Origin of the sequence: uncultured Methanobrevibacter sp., from assembly GCF_902801725.1 — an archaeon.
Lineage (GTDB): Archaea > Methanobacteriota > Methanobacteria > Methanobacteriales > Methanobacteriaceae > Methanocatella.
This window is the reverse complement of sequence record NZ_CADCJB010000029.1, coordinates 1-22,498: the sequence shown is the minus strand read 5'-3', so window position 1 is coordinate 22,498 and position 22,498 is coordinate 1. Positions and strand designations below refer to the sequence as shown.

Annotated in this window: 25 protein-coding genes and 2 tRNA genes; 8 read left to right on the top strand and 19 right to left on the bottom strand. The window is 34.3% G+C overall.

Annotated elements, in window-relative coordinates; genetic code table 11:
• The 6 genes from QZV68_RS07370 to QZV68_RS07345 all read right to left on the bottom strand — a co-directional run.
• A partial coding sequence (locus QZV68_RS07370; RefSeq protein ID WP_296880051.1) for an Ig-like domain-containing protein occupies positions 1-2,556 on the bottom strand: 2,556 nt, incomplete at its 3' end.
• Positions 2,553-2,945 (bottom strand): hypothetical protein, encoded by a 393-nt coding sequence (locus QZV68_RS07365; RefSeq protein ID WP_296880049.1) that lies wholly within the window; start codon positions 2,943-2,945, stop codon positions 2,553-2,555. The genes QZV68_RS07365 and QZV68_RS07370, both read right to left, overlap by 4 nt.
• A gap of 190 nt (positions 2,946-3,135) precedes the next feature.
• The gene (locus QZV68_RS07360) at positions 3,136-3,372 is read right to left on the bottom strand and encodes an STAS-like domain-containing protein (protein ID WP_296880048.1); all 237 of its coding nucleotides are present in this window, start codon (positions 3,370-3,372) and stop codon (positions 3,136-3,138) included.
• A 108-nt stretch (positions 3,373-3,480) separates the two neighbouring features.
• A complete protein-coding gene (locus tag QZV68_RS07355; protein ID WP_296880046.1) occupies positions 3,481-3,852 on the bottom strand; it encodes a hypothetical protein in 372 nt (123 codons plus the stop codon).
• Positions 3,853-3,860: 8 nt separating this feature from the next.
• A complete protein-coding gene (locus tag QZV68_RS07350; protein WP_296880044.1) occupies positions 3,861-5,114 on the bottom strand; it encodes a tripartite tricarboxylate transporter permease in 1,254 nt (417 codons plus the stop codon).
• Between the two features lie 111 nt (positions 5,115-5,225).
• Positions 5,226-5,687, bottom strand: coding sequence for a MarR family winged helix-turn-helix transcriptional regulator (locus QZV68_RS07345; protein WP_296880042.1), 462 nt, complete (start codon positions 5,685-5,687; stop codon positions 5,226-5,228).
• Positions 5,688-5,803: 116 nt separating this feature from the next.
• On the opposite strand from QZV68_RS07345, the gene QZV68_RS07340 reads away from it, so the two are divergent.
• From QZV68_RS07340 to QZV68_RS07325, 4 genes are all read left to right on the top strand, one after another.
• Entirely contained in the window at positions 5,804-6,298 is a 495-nt protein-coding gene (locus QZV68_RS07340) for a hypothetical protein (protein WP_296880040.1), read from the top strand.
• A 391-nt stretch (positions 6,299-6,689) separates the two neighbouring features.
• Positions 6,690-8,744: a ferrous iron transport protein B gene (gene feoB, locus QZV68_RS07335; RefSeq protein WP_296880038.1), complete on the top strand. Its 2,055-nt coding sequence runs from the start codon at positions 6,690-6,692 to the stop codon at positions 8,742-8,744.
• A 145-nt stretch (positions 8,745-8,889) separates the two neighbouring features.
• On the top strand, positions 8,890-9,120 hold the full coding sequence (locus QZV68_RS07330) for a FeoA family protein (RefSeq protein ID WP_296880036.1): 231 nt from the start codon (positions 8,890-8,892) through the stop codon (positions 9,118-9,120).
• 46 nt (positions 9,121-9,166) lie between these two features.
• Positions 9,167-9,370 (top strand): hypothetical protein, encoded by a 204-nt coding sequence (locus QZV68_RS07325; RefSeq protein WP_296880033.1) that lies wholly within the window; start codon positions 9,167-9,169, stop codon positions 9,368-9,370.
• Here QZV68_RS07325 and QZV68_RS07320 read toward each other — a convergent pair.
• The 7 genes from QZV68_RS07320 to QZV68_RS07290 form a co-directional block, all read right to left on the bottom strand.
• Complete coding sequence (locus QZV68_RS07320; RefSeq protein WP_296880031.1) at positions 9,367-10,206, bottom strand: ATP-binding cassette domain-containing protein; 840 nt, start codon at positions 10,204-10,206, stop codon at positions 9,367-9,369. The genes QZV68_RS07325 and QZV68_RS07320 overlap by 4 nt on opposite strands.
• 9 nt (positions 10,207-10,215) lie before the next feature.
• The gene (gene cbiQ, locus QZV68_RS07315; protein ID WP_296880029.1) at positions 10,216-11,046 is read right to left on the bottom strand and encodes a cobalt ECF transporter T component CbiQ; all 831 of its coding nucleotides are present in this window, start codon (positions 11,044-11,046) and stop codon (positions 10,216-10,218) included.
• Between the two features lie 112 nt (positions 11,047-11,158).
• Entirely contained in the window at positions 11,159-11,464 is a 306-nt protein-coding gene (locus tag QZV68_RS07310; protein ID WP_296880027.1) for a PDGLE domain-containing protein, read from the bottom strand.
• Between the two features lies 1 nt (position 11,465).
• Complete coding sequence (gene cbiM / locus QZV68_RS07305; protein WP_296880025.1) at positions 11,466-12,110, bottom strand: cobalt transporter CbiM; 645 nt, start codon at positions 12,108-12,110, stop codon at positions 11,466-11,468.
• A gap of 262 nt (positions 12,111-12,372) precedes the next feature.
• On the bottom strand, positions 12,373-13,653 hold the full coding sequence (locus tag QZV68_RS07300; protein WP_296880023.1) for an oligosaccharide repeat unit polymerase family protein: 1,281 nt from the start codon (positions 13,651-13,653) through the stop codon (positions 12,373-12,375).
• Positions 13,654-13,664: 11 nt separating this feature from the next.
• The gene (locus QZV68_RS07295) at positions 13,665-14,450 is read right to left on the bottom strand and encodes an adhesin (protein WP_296880021.1); all 786 of its coding nucleotides are present in this window, start codon (positions 14,448-14,450) and stop codon (positions 13,665-13,667) included.
• Positions 14,451-14,464: 14 nt separating this feature from the next.
• The gene (locus QZV68_RS07290) at positions 14,465-14,632 is read right to left on the bottom strand and encodes a 4Fe-4S binding protein (RefSeq protein ID WP_296880020.1); all 168 of its coding nucleotides are present in this window, start codon (positions 14,630-14,632) and stop codon (positions 14,465-14,467) included.
• 175 nt (positions 14,633-14,807) lie between these two features.
• On the opposite strand from QZV68_RS07290, the gene QZV68_RS07285 reads away from it, so the two are divergent.
• From QZV68_RS07285 to QZV68_RS07270, 4 genes are all read left to right on the top strand, one after another.
• A tRNA-Leu gene (locus QZV68_RS07285) sits at positions 14,808-14,890 on the top strand.
• A gap of 40 nt (positions 14,891-14,930) precedes the next feature.
• Positions 14,931-15,003: transfer RNA gene (locus QZV68_RS07280), tRNA-Thr, on the top strand.
• A gap of 127 nt (positions 15,004-15,130) precedes the next feature.
• Positions 15,131-16,060, top strand: a complete 930-nt coding sequence (locus tag QZV68_RS07275; protein ID WP_296880018.1) for a hypothetical protein — start codon at positions 15,131-15,133, stop codon at positions 16,058-16,060.
• Positions 16,061-16,069: 9 nt separating this feature from the next.
• On the top strand, positions 16,070-16,954 hold the full coding sequence (locus QZV68_RS07270; protein WP_296880016.1) for a PhoU domain-containing protein: 885 nt from the start codon (positions 16,070-16,072) through the stop codon (positions 16,952-16,954).
• Positions 16,955-16,985: 31 nt separating this feature from the next.
• On the opposite strand, the gene QZV68_RS07265 is transcribed toward QZV68_RS07270, so the two are convergent.
• The 6 genes from QZV68_RS07265 to porA all read right to left on the bottom strand — a co-directional run.
• Positions 16,986-17,828, bottom strand: a complete 843-nt coding sequence (locus QZV68_RS07265) for a fumarate hydratase (RefSeq protein ID WP_296880014.1) — start codon at positions 17,826-17,828, stop codon at positions 16,986-16,988.
• Between the two features lie 61 nt (positions 17,829-17,889).
• Positions 17,890-19,755, bottom strand: coding sequence for a histidine kinase dimerization/phosphoacceptor domain -containing protein (locus tag QZV68_RS07260; protein ID WP_296880012.1), 1,866 nt, complete (start codon positions 19,753-19,755; stop codon positions 17,890-17,892).
• 49 nt (positions 19,756-19,804) lie between these two features.
• Complete coding sequence (locus QZV68_RS07255; RefSeq protein WP_296880010.1) at positions 19,805-20,059, bottom strand: formate dehydrogenase; 255 nt, start codon at positions 20,057-20,059, stop codon at positions 19,805-19,807.
• Positions 20,052-20,552 (bottom strand): 4Fe-4S dicluster domain-containing protein, encoded by a 501-nt coding sequence (locus QZV68_RS07250; RefSeq protein ID WP_296880008.1) that lies wholly within the window; start codon positions 20,550-20,552, stop codon positions 20,052-20,054. The genes QZV68_RS07255 and QZV68_RS07250 overlap by 8 nt, the downstream gene beginning before the upstream one ends.
• A gap of 9 nt (positions 20,553-20,561) precedes the next feature.
• On the bottom strand, positions 20,562-21,428 hold the full coding sequence (gene porB, locus QZV68_RS07245) for a pyruvate synthase subunit PorB (protein WP_296880053.1): 867 nt from the start codon (positions 21,426-21,428) through the stop codon (positions 20,562-20,564).
• A gap of 5 nt (positions 21,429-21,433) precedes the next feature.
• Positions 21,434-22,498: pyruvate synthase subunit PorA (porA, locus tag QZV68_RS07240; protein WP_296880006.1), on the bottom strand; the 1,065-nt coding region annotated here is incomplete at its 5' end.

Below are 22,498 nucleotides of genomic sequence, written 5' to 3'. Positions count from 1 at the left end.
TTTTAAAATGACTGCAAACGCCTTGACTTTAACATTTAACTTGTAAGTTCTCTGATGAATAACCATTTTAGGATTTGCCTTTTTAACAGTGACCTTAACGGATTTAGCGGACTTGTCATACTTGCTGCTGCCGTTGAATGTTATATTTACAGTGTATGATTTAGGAGCCAAACCTTTGGTGGATATTTTGACCTGACCGTTATTATTGGTGGCGTATGTTTTTGCATTTTTCAACTTGACTGTTATATTAACTCCGTTTATTGCATTGCCTTTGGAGTCTTTTAATGTAATGACAAGGTTCTTGTTTACATTGTATACTGTGGCAATAGATTTTGCAGTTATCTGTGTTTTGAGCTTGTTGACAGTAATGTTGGCTGTTTTTGTAACTGGATTGTAATTGTCATCAGCAATTGTGGTAACTTGCAATGTGTATTTGCCAGCATTCAATACTGGGATTTCTATTGTAAATCCATCAACTTTGGTGTCTTGGCCATCTATTTTTGCTGTAATTCCTTTAACGCCTGTTGTATCTGCAGTTATGTTTAGGGAATTTCCATAATCCAATACTAGTGGACAGATGCTTACGGTTGAATTGGCCTTGTTCACTTTGACTTTTATGGTCTTGGCGGTTTTTTCGTAGTTTTCATTTCCTGAGAATGTGATTGTAACGTTCGCTATACCTGTTGAAACTGCGGTGACTTCGCCACTGGAGCTGACATTGGCAACGCCTGGATTGCTGCTTGAAAAGGATATGTTTCCTTCGGCGTATTCGGGCATCAATACAGAAATGAGTTTGGTTTTATCTCCAAATGTCAGTTCCAAATCATTTGCACCAATTTTGGTATCTACTTTATTGACTGTAATGTTGGCTGTTTTAGTTAGTGGGTTGTGGTTTTTATCAGGTATTGTTGTTACAGTTAAAGTGTAGCTTCCAGCACCCTCTGGAATTTCTATTGTAAATCCGTCAACTTTGGCATCTTTGCCATTTATTTTGGCGATAATTCCTGCGGCACCTATTGCATCTACAGTGATGTTTAAGGAAGGCTTGTATTCCAATCTTTGTGATGGGATGATTAGGATTGAATTGGCCTTGTTCACTTTGATTTTTATGGTTTTGTTGGTTTCTTCGTAGTTTTTATTTCCTGTGAATGTGATTGTGATGTTTGCTGTGCCTGCTGAAAGTGCAGTGATGTTGCCGTCAGATGTGACACTGACAACCTCTGGATTGTCGCTTTCAAAGTAAATTCGTCCAGTAGTGTCTTCAGGTTCCAATGCATAATTGACTTTGGATTTGTCATCTAAGTTTAGTTCCAAATCATTTGCAAAGATTTTTACTGATGCCTTATTAACGGTAATGTTGACTGTTTTAGTTACGGGGAGGTGGGTTTCATCGGGTATTGTTGTCACTTCTAAATTGTAGTTTCCTGCATCTAAATCTGAAATTTGGATTGTAAAATTATCAACAACACTAACATTTTTGCCGTCAATCTTGGCGGTGATGCCTGTTGCGCCTTCAGTTGGTACAGTAACAAGTTCAGATTCAGGGTAATCCAGAACAATATCCTCAAGATATATAGTTGAATTGGTTTTTCTAACGGTTATGGTTGCGCTGTTGACAGTTGCCCTTTTAAAATTGGTGTATGTTGCATTGATTTCATAAGTTTTGTAATCTTCAAATGTGTGCATTGTCCACCATGTGTCCTTGGAATCGTATGTTCCGTTGAGTTCATCACCGTTTGGCAGAATAAACACTAATTTGCCGCCTATAATGTCGGTTGGTATGTTGGATTTTGCAGTGAGGTTAACTATCTTGCTGCTGGTTGTCACCGGAGTTACATTAATATAGTATTCTGTGTTTGGAATTACTGTTATGGTTCTGTTGATTGCTTTAAATCCGGCATATTCGGTATTGAAAATAGCATAATAGGAGCCGACCGGCAAATTCACAGTCCATCCTTCACCGCTTAAGCAGCAGTATTCTCCGATTAAACTGTCATTGTTTTTATCATATACGCTTATTGAGATATTTCCATTGTCGACAGACATGCTGCTGTTTGTTTTTAAGTCAAATGTTAATTTTTCACCGGAATTATTGAGTGCTACGAAATCATCAACATTCAATGCAGGAGGGACAATCTGCACATTGTAAGTTGTGCCGGTATCTTTGAAGATACATGTGTCTGCAGTAACTGAATTGGATTCTGAATAGATATCAGAACCTTCCTGAGCATAATTTCCACTAAAATAACAATTTGTCACAGCAACATTGCCATTTGTATTGAAAATTGCACCGCCCAAACTAGATGTGTCTGCTATGTTATTAATAAAAGTACAATTTGTAACAGCGCCATTGATATTCTCTTCAAAGTAAATTACACCCTTCGTATGTCCAGTGTTATCAATGAAATTACAATTTACAATTTTAGCACCACTACCTACAACATAAATAAAATACCAGCTCCAGCTTGGGTCAAAATTTCCATTTGTAATGGTTAGGTTTTTAATTGTTATATTGTCGCCTATTATCTGGAATACTTGAGTATGTGATCCATTCATGTTAATACAATAATACTATTGGCAACGCTTATATCAATATGTTCTGATTCTTGACCTGTGCCATTATAATTATAGAATTTATGTTTCAGTGTGATATTTCCTCCTTCACCAATCTCTTTTTTCAAATCATCGAATGTGGCGTTTGTATTTGGATCAACATCGGCACCTGTAATTTCATTATCTTTTACACTTTGTATTTCATCATCATTTGTTTTGCTTAGTACTTGGTTGTCATCCGTTGTTTTTAAATCCTTTTCTATAGATGTTGATTCTATTTCTGCATTTTCATCACTCATCATTACTTTATCGTCAACTTCACCAGCGCTTACACTGGCAATGCTGAATATGATAAAAATAGAAAGAATCAATATTATACTTTTGTATTTCATGTTTTTTTAACTCCTTTTCTGTTTAAAAATTTTGTTTTTGATGAATATAAAAATGTTTTTGTAATGTTAAAATTGAGGGGGATGGTTGATTAAATACTTATTTAAAATAGTAATGTTCAAAACATTAATTTGGAAAATATTGGTTTCATTAAAAGAAAACTTAGAAAATTTTAGTGATAACTTCATGAAATCATTTCATGATTCGGATGATTGATTCAGACATATTTACTTCAGTTATTTTTGTATTGCAGTTATGTTTTTGAAATACGTATTCTTGTGCAAATGATCTGCTCATAAACTCAATATTTTTAAAATTCAATATTGCTTCTGGTTTGTTATTGATTTCTTGAAATATTTTTTTTGCAGTTGGGCCCATACCTAATTTTTTAGAATATGCATCTTCAAGAATGATTTCATATTCGCTCATTTTCATCCTCCATATTTTTATTTATTTTTTTATATTTTAAATATTCGTAAATATTATTAATTGATTTTTTGTTGATTCTCATTACAATAAAAGTTCCCTATATTATATTTATGCATTTGTAAACTTTGAATGCTTGTAGATATTGATTAAAATTTCATATAGTAAATAATATATGCTTTGCGTATCGCTAGGTTGTGGAAAAAAGTTCAATATTTCATCGGTCAATTCCGACAAATAATTTTCTATGCTATCTGAAATATTATGAAATTCCTTAAAGTTGTAGTGTTTTAATTTTTTGAAAGTTATTGAATCCTTTTTCAATAATTTTGATATTTCTTCTTCTGCAAGAATATTATTTTTTTCCATATATTGTACTAGTGGTAAAAACAATATATTATCATTTAAAATTTCTTCATTTAACTTAGTATTTTCAATAATGTAATTGAATTGGTGTATAATGTTGATTAATTTGTTTTTCATAATTTCACCTAAATAAACATCTGCATATAAATGACAATGGCTGGAATAATCAGTATTCCCATAAGATGGGATTTTCCAACTCCAATGTAGTGGGGAAGCATTCCCATGGCTGTTGAAGTAATCAAAGCCAGAGTCATATAAAAGACAGGTGCCTGATAATAAAAAATGAAAATGTATAATATCAATACCTGAAGCAATATCACTCCAATGGATAATTTCTTGTAATCAATGCCGCCCATCAGTCTTGAAAATGAATCCCCTAATTTTAAAGACAACACCAATGAAACAGACACCGCTATAAGGGATGCGAAAATAAAAATCATCAAATGGTTCAGTGTCATCTCAGAGATTAGATAAGACATGTAAACGGCAATTCCGCTTCGAGGATTTCCGATGATATAGATTGCAATCAATGAAAAAAGACAATCCGAAACGTTCAGTCCTGAAGTTGCAAGTAAAAAGTTAACTGTGTCATCATCGTCATTGTCATTTGTACCGCTTGCAGCCTGCGCTATCACGGTTCCCTGTGCAGGTCCGAATCCCGGAAGAAAACCAAGAATAGCCCCTGTTATTCCTCCTGCAAAAATGCTTTTATATTTCCCCAAATCCAGATTAAGCTCATAAAATTTGTTCTGATGAGGTATTGTTGATGAATCATTAAGGCTGAATAATATTGTGCTTATTCCAAAAAGGCCTGAAAATGTGCACATTAGGGACACTCCTGAGGAAATTGGGGTTTGAAAGATAATCCAGCCCAAGATTCCTGAAAGGATGAAAAGAAGAAGTGACCATAAAAAATCCCTCATGGAATTTGTCATGCTGTAAGTCAGATAAATCGATGCGGCAAGCAGGATAATCCATGTAAATGGTTTTGTCAAATCATGCATTATCGGAAGTGCAACTGCAAAGATTGGCATCATCAATATTGTAACTATTATTGCTCCAAATCCTCCGACTGAAACAATTCTTATGACTTCTTTTGATCTTCCCTGCAGAACCATTCTATGTCCTGGAAGTATTGATGTTGCGGTTCCTTCCTGTGGCACTCCCAAAAGCATTGAAGGTACAAATTCAATCAGGGCATGAGCTATTGACATTGCAACCATCAGAACACATAGAAATTCCGGCGATAGAAATGTTAAAAGAAAACTTGAAGAGGCAAACAAAATTGCTCCGGCAGTGTTGACATGTATTCCAGGTATCATTCCTGTTGTTGTTCCGATTAATATACCTATAAAACAAGCGATTACTAACTCTATCATAGCTATAAATTATATTAACTATAATTTAAGCTTTGTTGAAGGAATAATGGAATATTATTCTGATTTTTAAGAAGTTACTTCATATTGTATGTTTGGTGGAAGTGATTATATTCAAAATTTCTTTCTGTTGAATTCAAGGGATTTTAATGATATCTTGGACAATAAATTGTATAGGTCATCTTTTGATATGTTTAATTCTTCTTGAATCATATCATCCCATTCTGATTCTTTTTTTTCTAAAAATTGGGCGGTTTCGATTCCTTTTTGGGTTAATTCGATTTTATATGCTCTTTTATTGTTTTCATCAATTTCTCTTGTAATCAATCCTTTTTCTTCAAATTCCTTAAACGCTCTTGAAACTCCGCTTCTGTCCATTAAACATGCTTTTGCAATATCTGATTGGTTTGTGCCCATTTCATGATATAAAAACAGCAGCATATAATATTGGCTTGGCAGTATTTCAGTTTCGTTTTTAATGTGTTTGTTGATGTAAAAGTCATGTGTTTTTGTCAAAGAAATTAAATAACAAATTAAATAAGGGGAATCTTTCATTATGTCTTCATATTCAATCACTTTTCTCACCTAATTTAATGTTTGTAGTTATTGTATTTAAGTGTTGATTTAGACAACAATTTTAAAATAGTTTAAATATCATTGATAACAATATATGCACATCAATGGTGGTTTTTATGGATAGAAAAATCATTATCCTGTTAGGTATTGTCTGTGTTTGTTTATTGCTTACATGCCCAGTATCTGCAAAGGAAAAAGTAAAAATAAAGATAAGCGCAAATGACGGTTATGCAATAAAAGGTGGATATGTCGATATCAAGCTTTTTGACAGTCATGGCAGGGCTGTTTCCAGCAAGGGAATAATTCATTATACAATAACTGACCAGCAAGGAAATTATAAATGGGAATATAAGCCATATGGTAAAATTCTTAGTATAAGATGTGATCCCGGAACATACAATGTTGAAGTAAAATTTGATGGGGATTCCAAATATTCCTCCGCTCAAAAAACTCAGGATGTAACCATATCCGGCCGTTCGTTCAATGCATATACCTATTATGATAATCATAATTGGGGTTTGAACCAGAGGGTTGATGATTATATTGAAGATAATTACTGGGATGAGGAAATCTATGATGATGCTTCAACATACGATGGCGAAGGTCCATAAGTATAAAAAAAGGGATGGATTGGTGTTTAACGTTGGGAGGAGATTTAAACACCAATCATGTTTTTTTTTGGAAATTAGGCAGGTAATTTCCCAATATTAAATTAGAAAATTATGATAAACTAATTTAATATTTTTGAAGATAGTATTTTGTCTTTGACTAATTTATGTTTGATAAAAAGCGATGCTTAGGCAAATATTTAGGTATGCCTAAATTTCATCACTTGTATTAAATGTTAATCATTTTAATATATAAACTTTTCTATTTTTTTGGTGTGACTAACATTTTATATAGAATAAAATTTAATTATTAATTATATTTTGGGATAACCTATTTTTTTGTAATGAATGTCATTTATTGATATTTGTTGATGTTGTATTGAGGAGAGTATTAATGAAGAAACTAATTGTAGGATTGGCAGGAAACCCGAATGTTGGTAAAACCTCCGTATTCAATCAATTGACTGGAATGCACCAGCATGTAGGTAACTGGCCTGGGAAAACGGTTGAAAAGGCAGAAGGTCATTTTTCACATGATGTTTATGATTATGATCTTGTTGATTTGCCGGGTAATTATGCATTGAGTGCACATTCCATGGAGGAAATAGTGTCCCGTGATTTCATTGTGGATGATGATTCTGATGTGATTATCAATGTGGTTGATGCTGCTAATCTGGAACGTAATTTATATCTCACTGTTCAAATGATGGAATTGGGAGCTAATTTGGTGTTGGCTCTTAACATGAATGATTTTGCAAAGAAAAAAGGACATATTATTGATATTGATTTGATGAGTGAGCTTTTAGGTTTCCCCGTTGTTGAAATAAATGCAAAAAGCAGGGAAGGTTTTGAAGAATTGCTTGCAACTGTGGAGGAAGCAGCAACTAATCCCATCGATTCAAGCAAAAAATTATCTTACGGTAATGAAATCAAAGGACATTTGTCAACTATTCAGGAATTGATTGAACAGGACAGCAGTCTATGTAATGTTCCTTCAGTTTGGACAGCGGTTAAGCTTTTGGAAAAGGATTCCATTGTAATAGATAAGGTCCAACATTCAACCAACAGCTCTCAAATCATGGTTGAAGTGGATAAGGTAGCAAGCCATCTTCACGATGTCTACAAGGAGGGTGCCGAAGAGGTCGTAGCCAATGCAAGATATGCATTTATTGATGGATTGATGGCTGAAGCTGTTGAAAGGCCAAGCGTTGAAAAAGAGACTACATCTGATAAAATTGATAAGATTGTAACCAACAGAGTTTTAGCACCGATAATTTTTGTTATAGTCATTTTTTTACTGTTCCATTTGACATTTACGATTTCTGCTCCGTTTTGTGATGCAATTGATTACGGCTTTGATATTCTGGCAAATTTTGCAAGAACATTCCTTAATAATCCTGTCTTAGCATCTTTTGTATGTGATGGAGTAATAGGTGGTGTAGGAGGAGTACTGGTATTTTTACCGCAAATTGCCATAATGTTTCTATTGTTGAGTGTCCTTGAAGATAGCGGATATCTTGCAAGAGCTGCATTTACCCTAGATATTGTGATGCACAAACTTGTTGGTCTTCATGGAAAGGCATTCATTCCTATGATTTTAGGATTTGGTTGTGGAGTGCCTGCGATTATGGCTACTAGAACCTTGGAAAATGAGTCTGACCGTCTGCTTGCCATGATGCTTATTCCTTTCATGTCCTGCAGTGCAAGAATGCCAATTTATTCAATGTTTACTGCAGTATTTTTCGCAGCTATTCCAGTATTTGCATGGGGACCTATAGTAATTACCCAACAGGCTATCGTTGTAACTTCAATGTACATTATAGGTATTCTTGTGGCTTTTGTTGTTGCTGCAATACTTAAAAGAACATTGTTTAAGGGTATGTCTGCTCCATTTGTTATGGAACTTCCAACCTATAAAATTCCTTCTATAAAGGGAGTATTGCTCCACACCTGGGAAAAAACTAAAGGTTTCCTTAGAAAAGCAGGGACACTTATTCTTGGGGCAACAATTGTCATTTGGATTTTAAGCAGTGTGCCATTCGGCGTTGAATATGCATCACAGGGAAGTGTTCTGGGCATGATTGGTAGCGCTATTTCACCTATATTTGGCCCTCTCGGTTTCGGCCAGTGGCAGGCGGGTATTGCGATTTTAACAGGATTGGTTGCAAAAGAAGTTATTGTATCATCATTCGGTACTTTGGCAGGTGTCGATGAAGCAAACCATGCTGCAATGGGTAATATGCTTCATGGATTATTTACTCCTTTATCAGCATTCTCATTCATGGTATTCGTGTTATTGTACATGCCATGTATCGCATCTCTTGGAGCTATTAAACAGGAAACTCATGGTTACAAATGGCCTTTGGCAATGTCTGTAATTACACTTACAACTGCATATATTGTGTCGTTATTGGTATTCAATCTCGGTTTGCTCTTGGGTTTTCAATAGGTGGATAATGTTGAAGGTTTGATTTTGAGTTAGTGTCCATTCAAATTTTTAGTTATGACTAAATTTATATATGTGTTAATACAAAATAATAATCAAGAGATTTTTAGCAAGCCTAAAAATTTATTTTTTTTAATATGGTGAGATTATGTCAAGAACATTAAACGAAGTTAAACCTGGAGAAACAGTTACTATTCTCAGATATCATGATACAGGCGATGCAGGTTTAAAAAGACACTTGTTAGGTATGGGTTTTGTTAAAGGGGCTGAACTTAAAGTTAAAAAGGTAGCTACCTTAGGAGATCCTATCGAATTGAATCTTAAAGGATATGACATTTGTCTTCGTAGAGAAGAGGCTAAAAATATTGAAGTTGAATAGCTTCAATGTTTTTATTTATTTTTTTAATCTTTTTTGTGGTGTTTTCATGAAATGTCGTATGTGTGGTTTTGAATTCGATGAAAATGAATTGGAAAATCGCGGATGTACCAGTTGTGGAAAACATAGTAATTGTAATCAGATTCATTGCCCAAACTGTGGCTTTGGAAATTCTCCCGAACTCGACCAGGAGTTTGCTTTCATTGAAAAGCTTAAGGATAAAATAAAAAATAGAAGAAAAGTGAAAAACTAAATGTTTTTAGCATTTAATATTTCATTAACTGTTTCGTCAACACTTATTTTTTCAGTATCAACATTCAAACCGTTTTCCTTTAATTTATATAATATTTCGGTGGTTATAGGTGCTTTTAAGTGCGCTTTTTTTAGCAGTTCCTTGTCTGAAAATATCTGATGCTTGTCACCTTCAGCTATTATTTCACCGTTGTATAGGACGAATATTTTTTCTGCAAACTGATTGACCATTTCAATGTCATGTGATGAGATGACAATGCTTATTCCCTCTTCATTCAGTTTATTTAAAATGGCCAGTACCTTGTCAACACCTTCAGGGTCAAGGCCTGCTGTTGGCTCGTCAAGTATCATTATTTCAGGTCTCATTGCGATAATGCCTGCAATGGCAACTCTTTTTTGCTGACCTCCACTTAGATGATGGGGAGTTTTGTCTTCAAAGCCAGTCATGCCCACCATTTCAAGAGCTTCGGTTATTCTCGCTTTGACTTCATCATATTCAAGGCCCAAATTCATAGGTCCGAATGCAACATCCTCTTTAACGGTTGGCGCAAATAACTGATCATTCGGGTCTTGGAAAACTATCCCTACTTTTTGCCTTACTTTAAGCAGTTCATCACGTTCATAAATTAGTTCATCGCCATCCACTTCGACATGTCCTGATGTAGGTTCGGTCAAACCGTTAAAATGGGAAAAAAGTGTTGATTTGCCCGCTCCATTAGGGCCCATAATGGCTATCTTTTCTCCTTTTTTAATCTGGATATTTACGTTTTTTAAAGCTTGTGTCCCATCATGGTATGTGAAGGATAAGTTTTTTGTCTCTAAATGGATATCTGTCATTTTAAACCTCTAATTAATTGCTAAATTTTGACCTAAGTAACCTAATTGTCCTGAATATTTGATTATTATGATTTCTAATATGATTGCGATAATTATTATTGAAATTAAGTATATATAATCGCTTTTTTCAGGTGTGCTTTTCTCATTAAACATTTCTGATGTGTCTGAAAATCCACGGCTTACCATACTTTTGTGAACTCTCTCCCCCTGTTCATAGGCTTTTAAAAACATCATTCCAATTGTATAGCCCACCTGTTTTACTCTCCATTTGTATGGAGTGTTGTTGCTGTGGATATTGAAGTTTCTTGATTTTTGGCTTTTTCTGATGGCTGCAAGTTCATCAACAAATAAAAATAAAAATCTCACCATGATTGACAATATCATTGCCAAATCCCTTGGCATTTTCAATTTTCTAAAAGAACTTGCCATTTCCTGCAGGGGTGTTGTTGAGGAGTATATGATGATTGCAGTTAGTGAAACTATTAAACGAACCAATAGGAGTATCCCCCAATTCAGCCCCACATCTGTGATGTGTAGCCAGGAGTAGCTCCAGATTATATTTCCCGGTTGTATGAATGGCTGGAAAATTATGATTGCTCCACCAAACGGAAGCAACATTAACAGTCGTTTGAATGAATCAATATATGATAAGTTTGCTATTTTCAATATTGTCAATAAGATTATTTCAAACATTATTGGTATAAATAATTCTTTTGAGACAACACAAACAAGTATTATGAATATTGTTGAAATTAATTTGATTCTACCTTCTAAATTATGTATTGGGCTATTTTTAGAAGCCAAATCATCAAATCGTATAATTTGTGTTATGTCCGCCATATCAATTCACTACTTTAATATTAAAAATTAGTATTATATTATTATTTGCTTATGTCAATTTTAAAAATAATCAAATACTTTTAAAAAAAGAAAAAAGAAATTAAAAGTTAATTTAATTTCTTCTTTTCACGATTTCTGCTACTGCATATCCCAAACCTAATGTAACAATGGTACCAATTACCAGAGCTACAATTTGTAATAATTGGTTATCGGGAGCGTTTGCAAAAGCATAATCTGGGAATATTGCATCAGGAATGCCTTTAATTTCTTCAACTGAAAAGTCTTCAGGAAGTTTGGCATCTTCAGCTGATTTTTCGAGTCCATCTGGATCGCCGGAAGCGATGTAAGGTGAAAGGGCACATATTACAATACAGATTACAACAGCCACAGCGATTAATGTGATATCTTTTTTATCCATATTATGCATCTCCTTTTGCGCTTTCATCATTCCATGCGAGTAAATCTGGTCTGAATTTGTCTAATGCTACAAGAACAATAACTGTTAATACTGCTTCGATTATTCCAATAAAGAAGTGGTATAATACCATTGATGGAATACCAATGTTCATTGGGAATGTTCCGGCAATACCCATTTCAATAGCACATGCCAATGCAGCCATTACAGTTGCTAGCCATGCCCCAATTCCTGCTGCAGCATAGTTTCCGACAAATCCTTTCAATCCTTTGAAGGTATATAATCCAACAAAACCTCCAATTATTGCCATGTTCAATACATTTGCTCCTAAAGCTGTAATTCCTCCGTCTCCAAATATCAATGCTTGGATAAGCAATACTACTGTAAATACTAATACTGCTGCTTCAGGTGCAAGGAATACTATAGCTACTAATGCTCCTCCAACCATGTGTCCGCTTGTACCAAATGGGATTGGCATGTTCATGGACATGATTGCAAAGATACCAGCAGCCAATACAGCTAAAAGAGGAATACGTTTTTCATCAAGGTTGTTTCTAGCCCATCTCACTGAGAAGTATAATGCTACGATTAGGATTATGTAGTAGACTATACATTGTGTGATAGGAATAAATCCGTCAGGTATATGCAATTTTATTTCCTCCAAAAATTTAAAAAGTAATACTTTTTTTAATTTTGCTTATAAAAGAAGTATTACTTATTCTTTTTAATTTCTCTTATTTTTTGATAATATCAAGTCATATTTATTATTTTTTAAGTTAAATGGGTAATACTCATTTATTTCACTTGATATCTAATTATTATATATTAATTGGGGTTTATAAATGTTATTAAAGTAATACTTTTTAGTATTATTCTGGGGTTTTTGTAATAAATAATGTAAAAAAAATTTGCTAATTTTTTGCTTTTGAGCAATAAATTGCATAAATAAAAATAGCTATTATGAAATATACGAGCACCTGAATATCCAGAATTCCGGTTTCAATGCCCAATATGGTGTATGTTAAAAGTAAGGCGTAAATGCCAATGTAGAAATAATCTTTTGTTTTTTGAATAATCTTAAATCCGATTCCTAAAATGAATCCCAGAATGCACATTTCAACTGCAACTCCAACTTTTCCAAAATCAATCACCATCTGTCCAATCAGTGTTGGTGTAATTGTTACCTCACTTCTCCATGCAATCAGTTTGCCAACCATCATCCTTGGACCCAATTCACTTCCGGGAATTGCACTTGCAAGCAATTTTCCATGGGTTAAGCCGAAATTGCCTCCAAGAAAATCAAGTAAATTCAGGACATGTAATGTGAAGTCTGCTCTGTTCTGCAGTGTGCTTAGTGGGCTGGTTGCTGTAGTTATGCTGAATTCCTTAACTGACCTAAAATATCCAATTCCTATGATTGCACCTACACCAATTAATCCTCCGATTACAACTTCCCATGGAGAAACAATATTTCCAAAGTAACCTATGATTATTATGATGAGAAATGATGCAAGTAGTGGTGTCCTATAACCTAAAGTTAATAATATTGCACAGTCAATTGCGAGCAATAATAGGAATCTGAAGCGAACCTGTGATCTGGTGATTTTTTGAATTTGAAAATCTTTTAGATATGCGCTGGCAATCAAACCGGTTGCAGGTATAATTAAAAAAACTGGCATGGTGAACGCTGGTTTTAATAAATATCTAATTGATGGCTTCAATATTGGTATTCCACCTACTGTGGCTATACTTATAAAGAAAAACACTATGCTAACCAACATCAAACAGAATCCAATAGAGTATATGTCATCTCTATTAAATTTGACGGCGATTTTTCCGTTGTCGTTAAGCAAAAATCTTGGGAGTATGGTTGATCCGATAAAAAAAGCAATGAATGCAATAATCAGCGTTGTAGCTAAACTTGTTGTCACTGAATTTATAGATAGCAACAGAAACATGGAAAATAACAGGATTACAATTAATGGACTGAAAATGTAATTCTTGATGATGTTGTTTCTGTTTAAAAAATTCAGGAAATTTTCGCTAGGGTAAAACCTTTTAAAATAACTGCTTACCCATTGGTCTTCCAGAAATGATAAAATGGAAAAAATGGTTGTGAATAAGAATGACCTGTGGAATTCATAACTTATCCTATTTACGATTGAGATTAACGATGAATAGATTAAGCTCATAATTTACCAACTTAAAAATTTCTAATATTTGTTACATTATAGTTGTTTTTAATTGTATTTAACTGGCTGTCGCTGCAATTATAAATTCTGATTGTAATGTCATCAGTAATTCCATTAACATTTCCTAAAACGGAATTGGCATCATTTATATTTTCTTTGGTTGATTTACTTAGTTTCAATATGGTATTGGTACCAGGATCGCCAGTTCTGAATGATGTTCTTTTGTCTTTTCCATTTATGATGTTGTTTAGTTCCTGCAGCTTTGTGGAGTCTATAGTGTTGGTTGTAACTTCTGTAGAAACTTCATAATCTGTATTTTCCGGAATTTTACTTACCATATCCTTCAGGGAAGTTATGTTCTGCGGCTTTAATTTAAGTTCTACAAGATTGTTGTATTTAGTGCCGTTGGTTTCAATGGAGATTGTATTGATGAAAATGTCTGCTTCCGGAATGCTTTTGTATAAGCCCAGCAAATATGTTTTGCCATTGGAATCCATTATCAGTTTGATGTTGGTTCCTCCATTGTCATCTATCCATTTCAAAGTACCGTTGATGTTCACTTCTTCGCCTGTGGTTGCATTCACACCGTTTACTGATGCTTTCATGATGTTTCCGTCAAGGTAGTTTGGAAAATAGGTGTCAGGTATCTTGTTGATTGTTGATGCGTCAAAAGCTGTTTTTTGCACATGTGCAGAATCGTCTGAAGTGATGTGTATAAATGCAAAAGCAACTGCACAGATTACTAAAATTATGATTATGTAATCGACCAATGAAAATTTTTTAAGAATTCTTTTCATGTTCCAACCTATGGTTAATCTTCGTAAATTGCTCCGACAGGACAAACGTCGACGCATTCTCCGCAGGAATCGCATTTGTCATTGTCGATAACAACAGTATAAGCTTTTTTTGTAATTGCCTCTTCCATACAAACATCAATACAATCTTCACAAATTCCGCATTCTTCCATATCAATCTGCAATTATTACACCATTTTAATTGATTTTAAAAAACTTTAATATATCTAGATTTGATTATCTTAATATTTATATACTTTGTTTAAATAATATTTATATTGGCTATTGGATATTTTTTTTAAGTAAATGTAAAAAAATAGCAACATTTATATAGTACGAAATATAATATCAATATTGTATGCAAGGGTGCCCGAGCGGCCAAAGGGGGAGGACTTAAGATCCTCTGGTATAGGCCTTCGAGGGTTCGAATCCCTTCCCTTGCACTATTTTATAATTTTATGTGTTTTTTTCATTCTCGATTATGCCTTAGTGGCTCAGCCGGTAGAGCGCCACCTTGGTAAGGTGGAAGTCGGGGGTTCGAATCCCCCCTAAGGCTTCTAACTGTTTTTCAAATTTTTTTTCAAAGCAATTTATTTTTGCTAAATTTGACTATAATTTAAATACTTGAAATTATAAAATTATTAAAGAAATAATTTTCATATGATTGTCAGGAAGGTGAAAAAATGAATTATTCTAAAATAATATTGGTTGGTTTTATTTCAGCTTTTGTTGCAGTTTTAACTTCTATTTTGGGAGTTGCAGGTACTGTTATAGGTTCAGTAATTTCATCTGTTCTTTATAATATGCTTTCTGAAGCATTGGAAAAGCCTGTATCTGATGTAACAATCAAACATGATTTTGAATGGGATGTTGCTTATGTTTTCCCAATCATTGTTATAGCTCTGATTCAATTGCTGCTGATTTGTTCCTTTTTATCAGAGTGGGGAATATTACCTCCTTCTTTCATGAATGCTTTCCTTTCACTTCAAAATTTGGCCAGCAATAACCTTTATAGAATTCTGGGTTTGGCTTTGCTTGTCATAAGCGTATATCCATTAATATTAAAACCTGAACATGTTAAAAGAGCTCATGGAGTAATTATAGCTATTGTAGGTTTGATATTTTTAGCTAGGGGTTTTGTAGACCTTCACAATCCTGTTACAGATATCTACGATGTGGTATTTGCAGTTTTTGATTTCCCAATAGCTATCATTGCATTTGTCCTATTAGTCTTTGTAATTGTCAGAATTTTGATGTCAGCCTGGAAATCTGATCATGAGTCTCAAATATCTTCCAAAGATAATGTTGAAGAAATTTATGTCTCTCATGATGACTACGGCCATAAACGGGACATAAAACATGCTGGAAGAAAAGTCGTAAGAGTTAGAAGAAAACCTTCTGTCGAAAATTCCAAAGAGGATGTTACTCATCCAAAATCCAGAATCAGCAAATTCTCTAGGGAATTGTCCAATAAAGATATTGTCAATCAACAAAAAACTGAAATCAAAGATGCAGAACCTGTTGTTAATCATTCAACAGAACCTAAAATTAATAAGTCTTCCAAAAATATTCAATTTGAATCTAATGATTTGCTTGATGATTATAAGAAATAAGAGGTCAATATGAGTAAAAAAGACGAAACATTGAAGGACATACTGGATTTGATATTGTATGAAAATCCGTCCACCCAGGATGAAATTGCAGAAAAGTTAGGAATTACTCGCAGATATGTTACTCAGTTATTGCAGCCTCTCGTAAAGGAGGGTACTGTTAAAAGAGCTTATATGATTGATTTGAAGGGTTATGAAAGGGTAGTTGAATCAGTTGGGAATTATGTAAGTGCACCTGATACCAAAGGCAACGTCTTGATAAATGATATGTTGGCTAATATGGCAAAACATGTTCACTCTCAGCTTGAGTTGTCATTTGATGCTGTTCTGGAATATGATGATGATATTGCCAGTAAGGCTTTGGAAATGGATTATGCCACAAACAACATGGTTGAAAAGATTAGAACCTCTGTTGAAACAATTGCCAGCATAAATCAGCATTCCGAAATTTCAAAATCTATGTTGTATAATGAAATCGCATATGATTTGGAGCGTATTGGTGATTATTGTGGCCATATTGCAAAATTCGTCATTAATGATGTTTATGAAGTGGACGAGAATGTCTTGAAAAAATTGAAAAAAATGTATAAGACCTCACAGTCCATGATTAGTTTGTCTATGAAGGCATTTATTGAGGGTAAAACTGAGTTAAAAGACGATTTGATGGAGTTGGAGGATACAATTCAAATCATGCAATCCAAGGCTATTAATTTAATTGCAACTCAAATGGCTGAAAGTTCATTTGATGAAAAAGAACGTTCAAATTACTTTATTTATCTGTTTAGACTTATTAAAGCTTTTAAAAGAATTGGGGATATTTCCGTTGAAATGATGGATGTTGCCATTGAATTCCATGATAACATTCCAAGACCAACTACTCCAAGAACATTCAGATAATTGATTTTAGGGGGCTTGGTTTTTAACCGCCCTATTCATCATATATTTTTGTTGTTGCATGTCTATCTGCCCAGCATTGGATGCAAACACCAATTGGGAGACCTGCAGTATGGGTATGTGCTTTTAGGATTTTAACATCTAATGTGGTGGTTTTTCCGCCAAGTCCCATAGGCCCTATTCCGGAAGCGTTAATTTCCTCAAGTATTTCTTCTTCAAGTTTGGCTAATGTTGGATCAGGATTTCTTGCACCGACTTTTCCAAGCAGTGCTTTTTTACCAAGTTTCAGGCATAAATCGGATGTGCCTCCAATTCCAACTCCAACAACTGTTGGTGGGCAGGGTTTTCCCTTTGCCTTTAGGACTGATTCCACTACGAATTCTTTTATTCCGTCTATTCCTTCGGCAGGCAGAGCCATTTTCATTGCATTGTTGTTTTCAGAACCGAATCCTTTCGGTAAAATGGTAATTTCCAAATAATCTTCGTCTATTAATTCAATATCGATTGGAGGGATATAATCGCCAACATTGATGTTGGTGTTTTCACGGGTAATGGGATCCACTATATTCGGTCTGATTGGAATGTCTTTGGTTGCTTTTTTTATTCCCTCTTCAATTCCTTCGCGTAAATTTTCCACTTCAATATTACCTAACTTTACAAAAACAACTGGCAGGCCTGTATCTTGGCACATTGGAATGCCTTTTTCTTCTGCAAGTTTTATATTTTTTAAAATAGCTTCAATATTTAACCTTGCAAGGTCATGTTCTTCAATTTTAAGAGCATCTTCAAGTGATTTCTTTACATCATCACCGAGTACGATAACTGCCTCTTTGTAAAGTTCATAAACTGTATCTCTAATAGTGTCTTTAGTAATCAAAATATAACCCTTATAAAATCAATTAATCTTATTTTTGGAATTTGAAATATTTAAATATTGGTCAGTGTATGGTATGTTCCATTTCGATAGGGAAAACCACCTTATATTCGGTTCCATCTTTCTTTTCAGTTGCGCTGATATTTCCTCCCAACTGTCCTGTCAGGCTTTTAATTATTTCGCATCCTATGTTGTGGTGAACATTCATTGAATCTTTAATCCCAACGCCTATATCTTCAATTGTTAGGATGATGTTGTCGTCATCCAACCTTCTAATTTTTTTAGTTATTCTTTTGTTTTGGACGGTGTTATTTGGAGTTGCATGTTTTGCATTTATTGTAAATTCATCAATGATTAAAATTAATGGGGTTATAACTTCAATTGACAAGTTTAAACTTTCATCAATATCTGTTTCAAATTCAATTCCTGTAGATTGGCCGGCTACCATTTTTGTTTTGAGGTCATTGTCAATCAGACATTCCTTCAGATTAATATTTTTAAAATCTTTGGATTTGAATGTCTTTTCATGAAGCAACGCAAGAGAGCTTAAACGTGTTTGCATATGTTCAATAATCAAATCGGAATCGTTTCTGTAAGCTCTTTTTTCAAGATTCAAAAAACTTGAAAGAATCTGCAAATTATTCTTTACTCTGTGGTGAAGTTCTTGAATTAAAACAACTTGCTGTTCATTTGATTCAATCAGCTGCTCTTGTTTTTCCATTTCGTCAGTAATGTCGGTTATAAAACCGAGGCTGTGTACTTCATTGTTATATCTGAAGCGTTCAATGTACAAATTAACAATCTTTCTTTTGTTAGGATTGCTGCCAACTTCATAAGTAAAAGTTTCATCGATTTTACTTATTTCTCCATCAATTATTTTGTTGATTCGCTTGATGCTGTCATTCTCCACGATATTATCCAGAATTTTAGGGGAATGTTTATATTCTTCATAATCTTCTTCTGTCAAATAATAAAATCCTTTGGAGAATTCATATTGTTTTTTATTCAATGGTTCAATTAACAAAGCCAATTTTTCACTGCTTTTAAAACCATCCAATAGAAAATCAACAGGTTTACTATTTTCATTCGCCTTGCGTGGTGTAATATCGTTAATCAATCCTTGACGAATGATGATTCCGCTTTCATCAAAATAAGAATAAATATTAACTTCAACAACTTTCATAACATTGTCTGCAGTCATGATGCGGATTGTTTCTTCGCATTGTGAAGTCTCCTTGCTTGTGATGTTAAAAATTTTATCAACAATGTGCTTGTCTTCAGGTATTACCAAATCAAAAACGATATTGTAGTAATCATCGGATTCTTCTTTAGAGCGGTTGATGATGTTATATACTCCCTGAGACCAGATGTATTTCCCATTCATGTTGTAATAACTGCCTGTTTGAGAAAAATTTTCTATCATGTTGCTTTTATCTTCATCAAAAGTTTTATCTTCACTAATTTCACGTTCAAGGGTAGGGGTATCAATATTATGGGAAATTACAAATATCCTGTCTATGTCAAAAACTATCTTCACATTGCTTATTTTAGCTAACCTGTTTTTTGCGTAATAGACAAACCTTATCTTTTTCACGGCATGGTTTTTGTAAACCTCCAACAAATCGTCATGCAGGATATCAAAAAATAATGGTGAAAGTTTACTTAGCAGTCTACCTTTCACATGTTCGAGGGAGCGTTTATATCGGTTAAGGGTAAAGCTGCCTAAACTTTGAATAATGAAATCCTTCCCGTTTTCGTAGGGAATTAATGTATGGATTTCTACGGGAACATTATTGATGAGTTCTTGAATAGGAATATCTTCAATTTCAAATTCCTGTGGTGTTGGTTTATAAAAGTCTTTTTTATTTCCATCATAGATTCGAATTTCATCAATATCTTCCAATTGTATATGTTCTTTTTCAATTTTCATCAAATTCCCCTTTTCATTGCCCTTATATTATCTTTATAAAGAATGATATTTATATTTTGATAATATCTAATGTACAGGCATCAACGCAGTCTCTGCATCTTGTACATTTTTTAATGTTAATGGTTATTGCACCGCCTAAAACTTCAATGGCATTTTCACTGCAGGCCATTAAGCATGGTGCATCGGATGGTTGGCAATTCATACAAAATAAAGTGGGAGTGTCAACATTTGGTGTTTGTTGACAACTTCCGCAGGTTGTACATTCAGTACAATTTCCTGATTTAAACATAATTTTACTATTCATCTAAAACAAGTCTTGCTCTTGCTTGACTTGTAATTACATGTACAAAGCCGCCTTTTTGACTATCAGGTTCATATAATCCTGCCATTTTGGACAAGTATTTTTCCTGATTTTTAGACCTGATTTTTTCAGGATCAGCAACAGTAATAGCCCTTTTGGTACATGCTTTGATACATGCAGGTCCTTCTTCTCTGTCTGCACAAAGATCACATTTTTCAGCAATTTTTGATTGGAAAGACATTGCACCGAATGGACAAACCATTACGCATAATCCGCAACCGATACACTTTTCGCTATTAACGCCTTCGTCGGTTATTGCATCAGTTGGACAGATTTTTATACATGGTGCACTTTCACAATGTTGACATACAATGGAATAAAAGGAAGAATCATATTCTACTATTTTTATTCTGCTAGCATTATGGAGTGATGCACACATATTTGAACAATTGAGACATCCATCACATAAATTGCTGTTTACAACAATACTTTCCATTGTATCACCTTATAAACCTAGTTCTTTACACTCTGCGTCAACATATTTTTGGATTTTTTCAATGAGCTCATCATCTAAGTGTCTGAATCTTTTTTGTGGTGCTAAATATTCTTTTACAGGTTTTCTTTCTTCTGGCCTGTAAGTGATTTCAAATTTACCATCAACGATTTCATATAAAACCCAAGATCCAGTTTCTACAGCTAATCTGCCCATTTCAATTGTTTTTTCAGAAGGATATCCCCAACCAGTAGTACATGGTTGTTGTAAATGGATGTATGCAGGTCCTTTGGTTTCTGCAGCTTTTTTGACTTTGTTAACATAATCTTCAGGGTATGCAATTGAAGCTGTTGCAACATATGGTATTCCGTGAGCGGCCATAATCATAGGCATGTTTTTCTTAGGTTTGTCTTCTCCGAAACTTGCACTTCCTCTTGGGGAAGTGGTTGTTGTTGCACCATATGGGGTTGCTCCACTTCTTTGGATACCTGTGTTCATGTATGCTTCATTATCATAACATATGTAGAGCATGTTATGACCTCTTTCCATAGCTCCGGATAATGATTGTAAACCGATATCTACAGTTCCTCCGTCACCACCGAAAGCAACTACATTAACATCATCTTTTCCTTGAATTCTAAGTGCACTTTCCACACCGGATGCTACAGCACCTGAGTTTTCAAATGCTACGTGAATGAATGGAATTTCCCATGCAGTTTCTGGGTATGGTGTTGTCATTACTTCAAGACAGCCTGTAGCGGAAATGGCTACGGTATTTTCACCTAGTGCATTTAAAGCTAATTTAACTGCGATAGATGCTCCACAACCAGCACAGCCTCTGTGTCCTGGTGCTAATAAATTTTTATCAGGAATGTCCACCATTTTTATTCCTCCTTAAGTCCAATCCATGTGACATCATTTTCAGGACCATTTTTGGTTATTTCATAAATTTCATTTAATGATTCTGGTGTAATATCTCTTCCACCTAAACCGGTAATGAATCCGTAAATTTCCTTGTCGATTTTAAGTTTCATATCACCGTATAATGCTCCGCCGATTCCGATTGCGAAGTTTTTATCAACTACTGCAAGTTTGCTGCAGTTTTTAACAACTTCATTGATGGCATCAACAGGGAACGGTCTGTATGACCTGATTTTAAGTAAACCGACTTTTTCGCCTTTTGCTCTTAATTCATCTACCATAACTCTTATGCTACTACAAAGTGATCCCATAGCAACATATATGATTTCAGCATCATCTGTTTTGTATCCTTCAACAAGACCATATTCTCTTCCAAATATTTCTGCAAATTCTTCGCAGGTTTTTTGGATTACGTCAAGGGATTTGTTCATTGCAATATCCATGTCATGTCTTGCTTCCATGTAATATTCTGGGTCTGCAAAGTTTCCTATTGACATAGGATCTTTTGGATCAAGATATGCATGTTTAGGTACATATGGAGGTAGGAATTTGTCCACATCTTCCTGTTCTGGAATTTCAACAGGTTCTACTGTATGGGTCAAAATAAATCCATCTAAACATACCATTGAAGGCAGTAAAATATCAGGATTTTCTGAAACTTTATAAGCCATTAAGGTTGTATCCAATGCTTCCTGTGCATCTTCAACGTAAATTTGTAACCATCCAGCATCTTTCTGTGCAATGGAATCTTGTTGATCATTCCAAATGTTTAGCGGTGCTGAGATTGCTCTGTTTGCATCAGCTAAAACGAAAGGTGTTCTCATACCTGCCGCTGCATATAAAATTTCATGCATTAACATTAATCCTTGTGATGATGTTGCTGTAAATACTCTTACTCCGGCACCACTTGCTCCGACAGCAGCACTTATAGCACTGTGTTCTGATTCTACTTTGACATATTTAGCATCAATTTTTTCATCAGCAACATATTGAGCTAAGTATTCTGAAATTGTAGTTTGTGGAGTAAT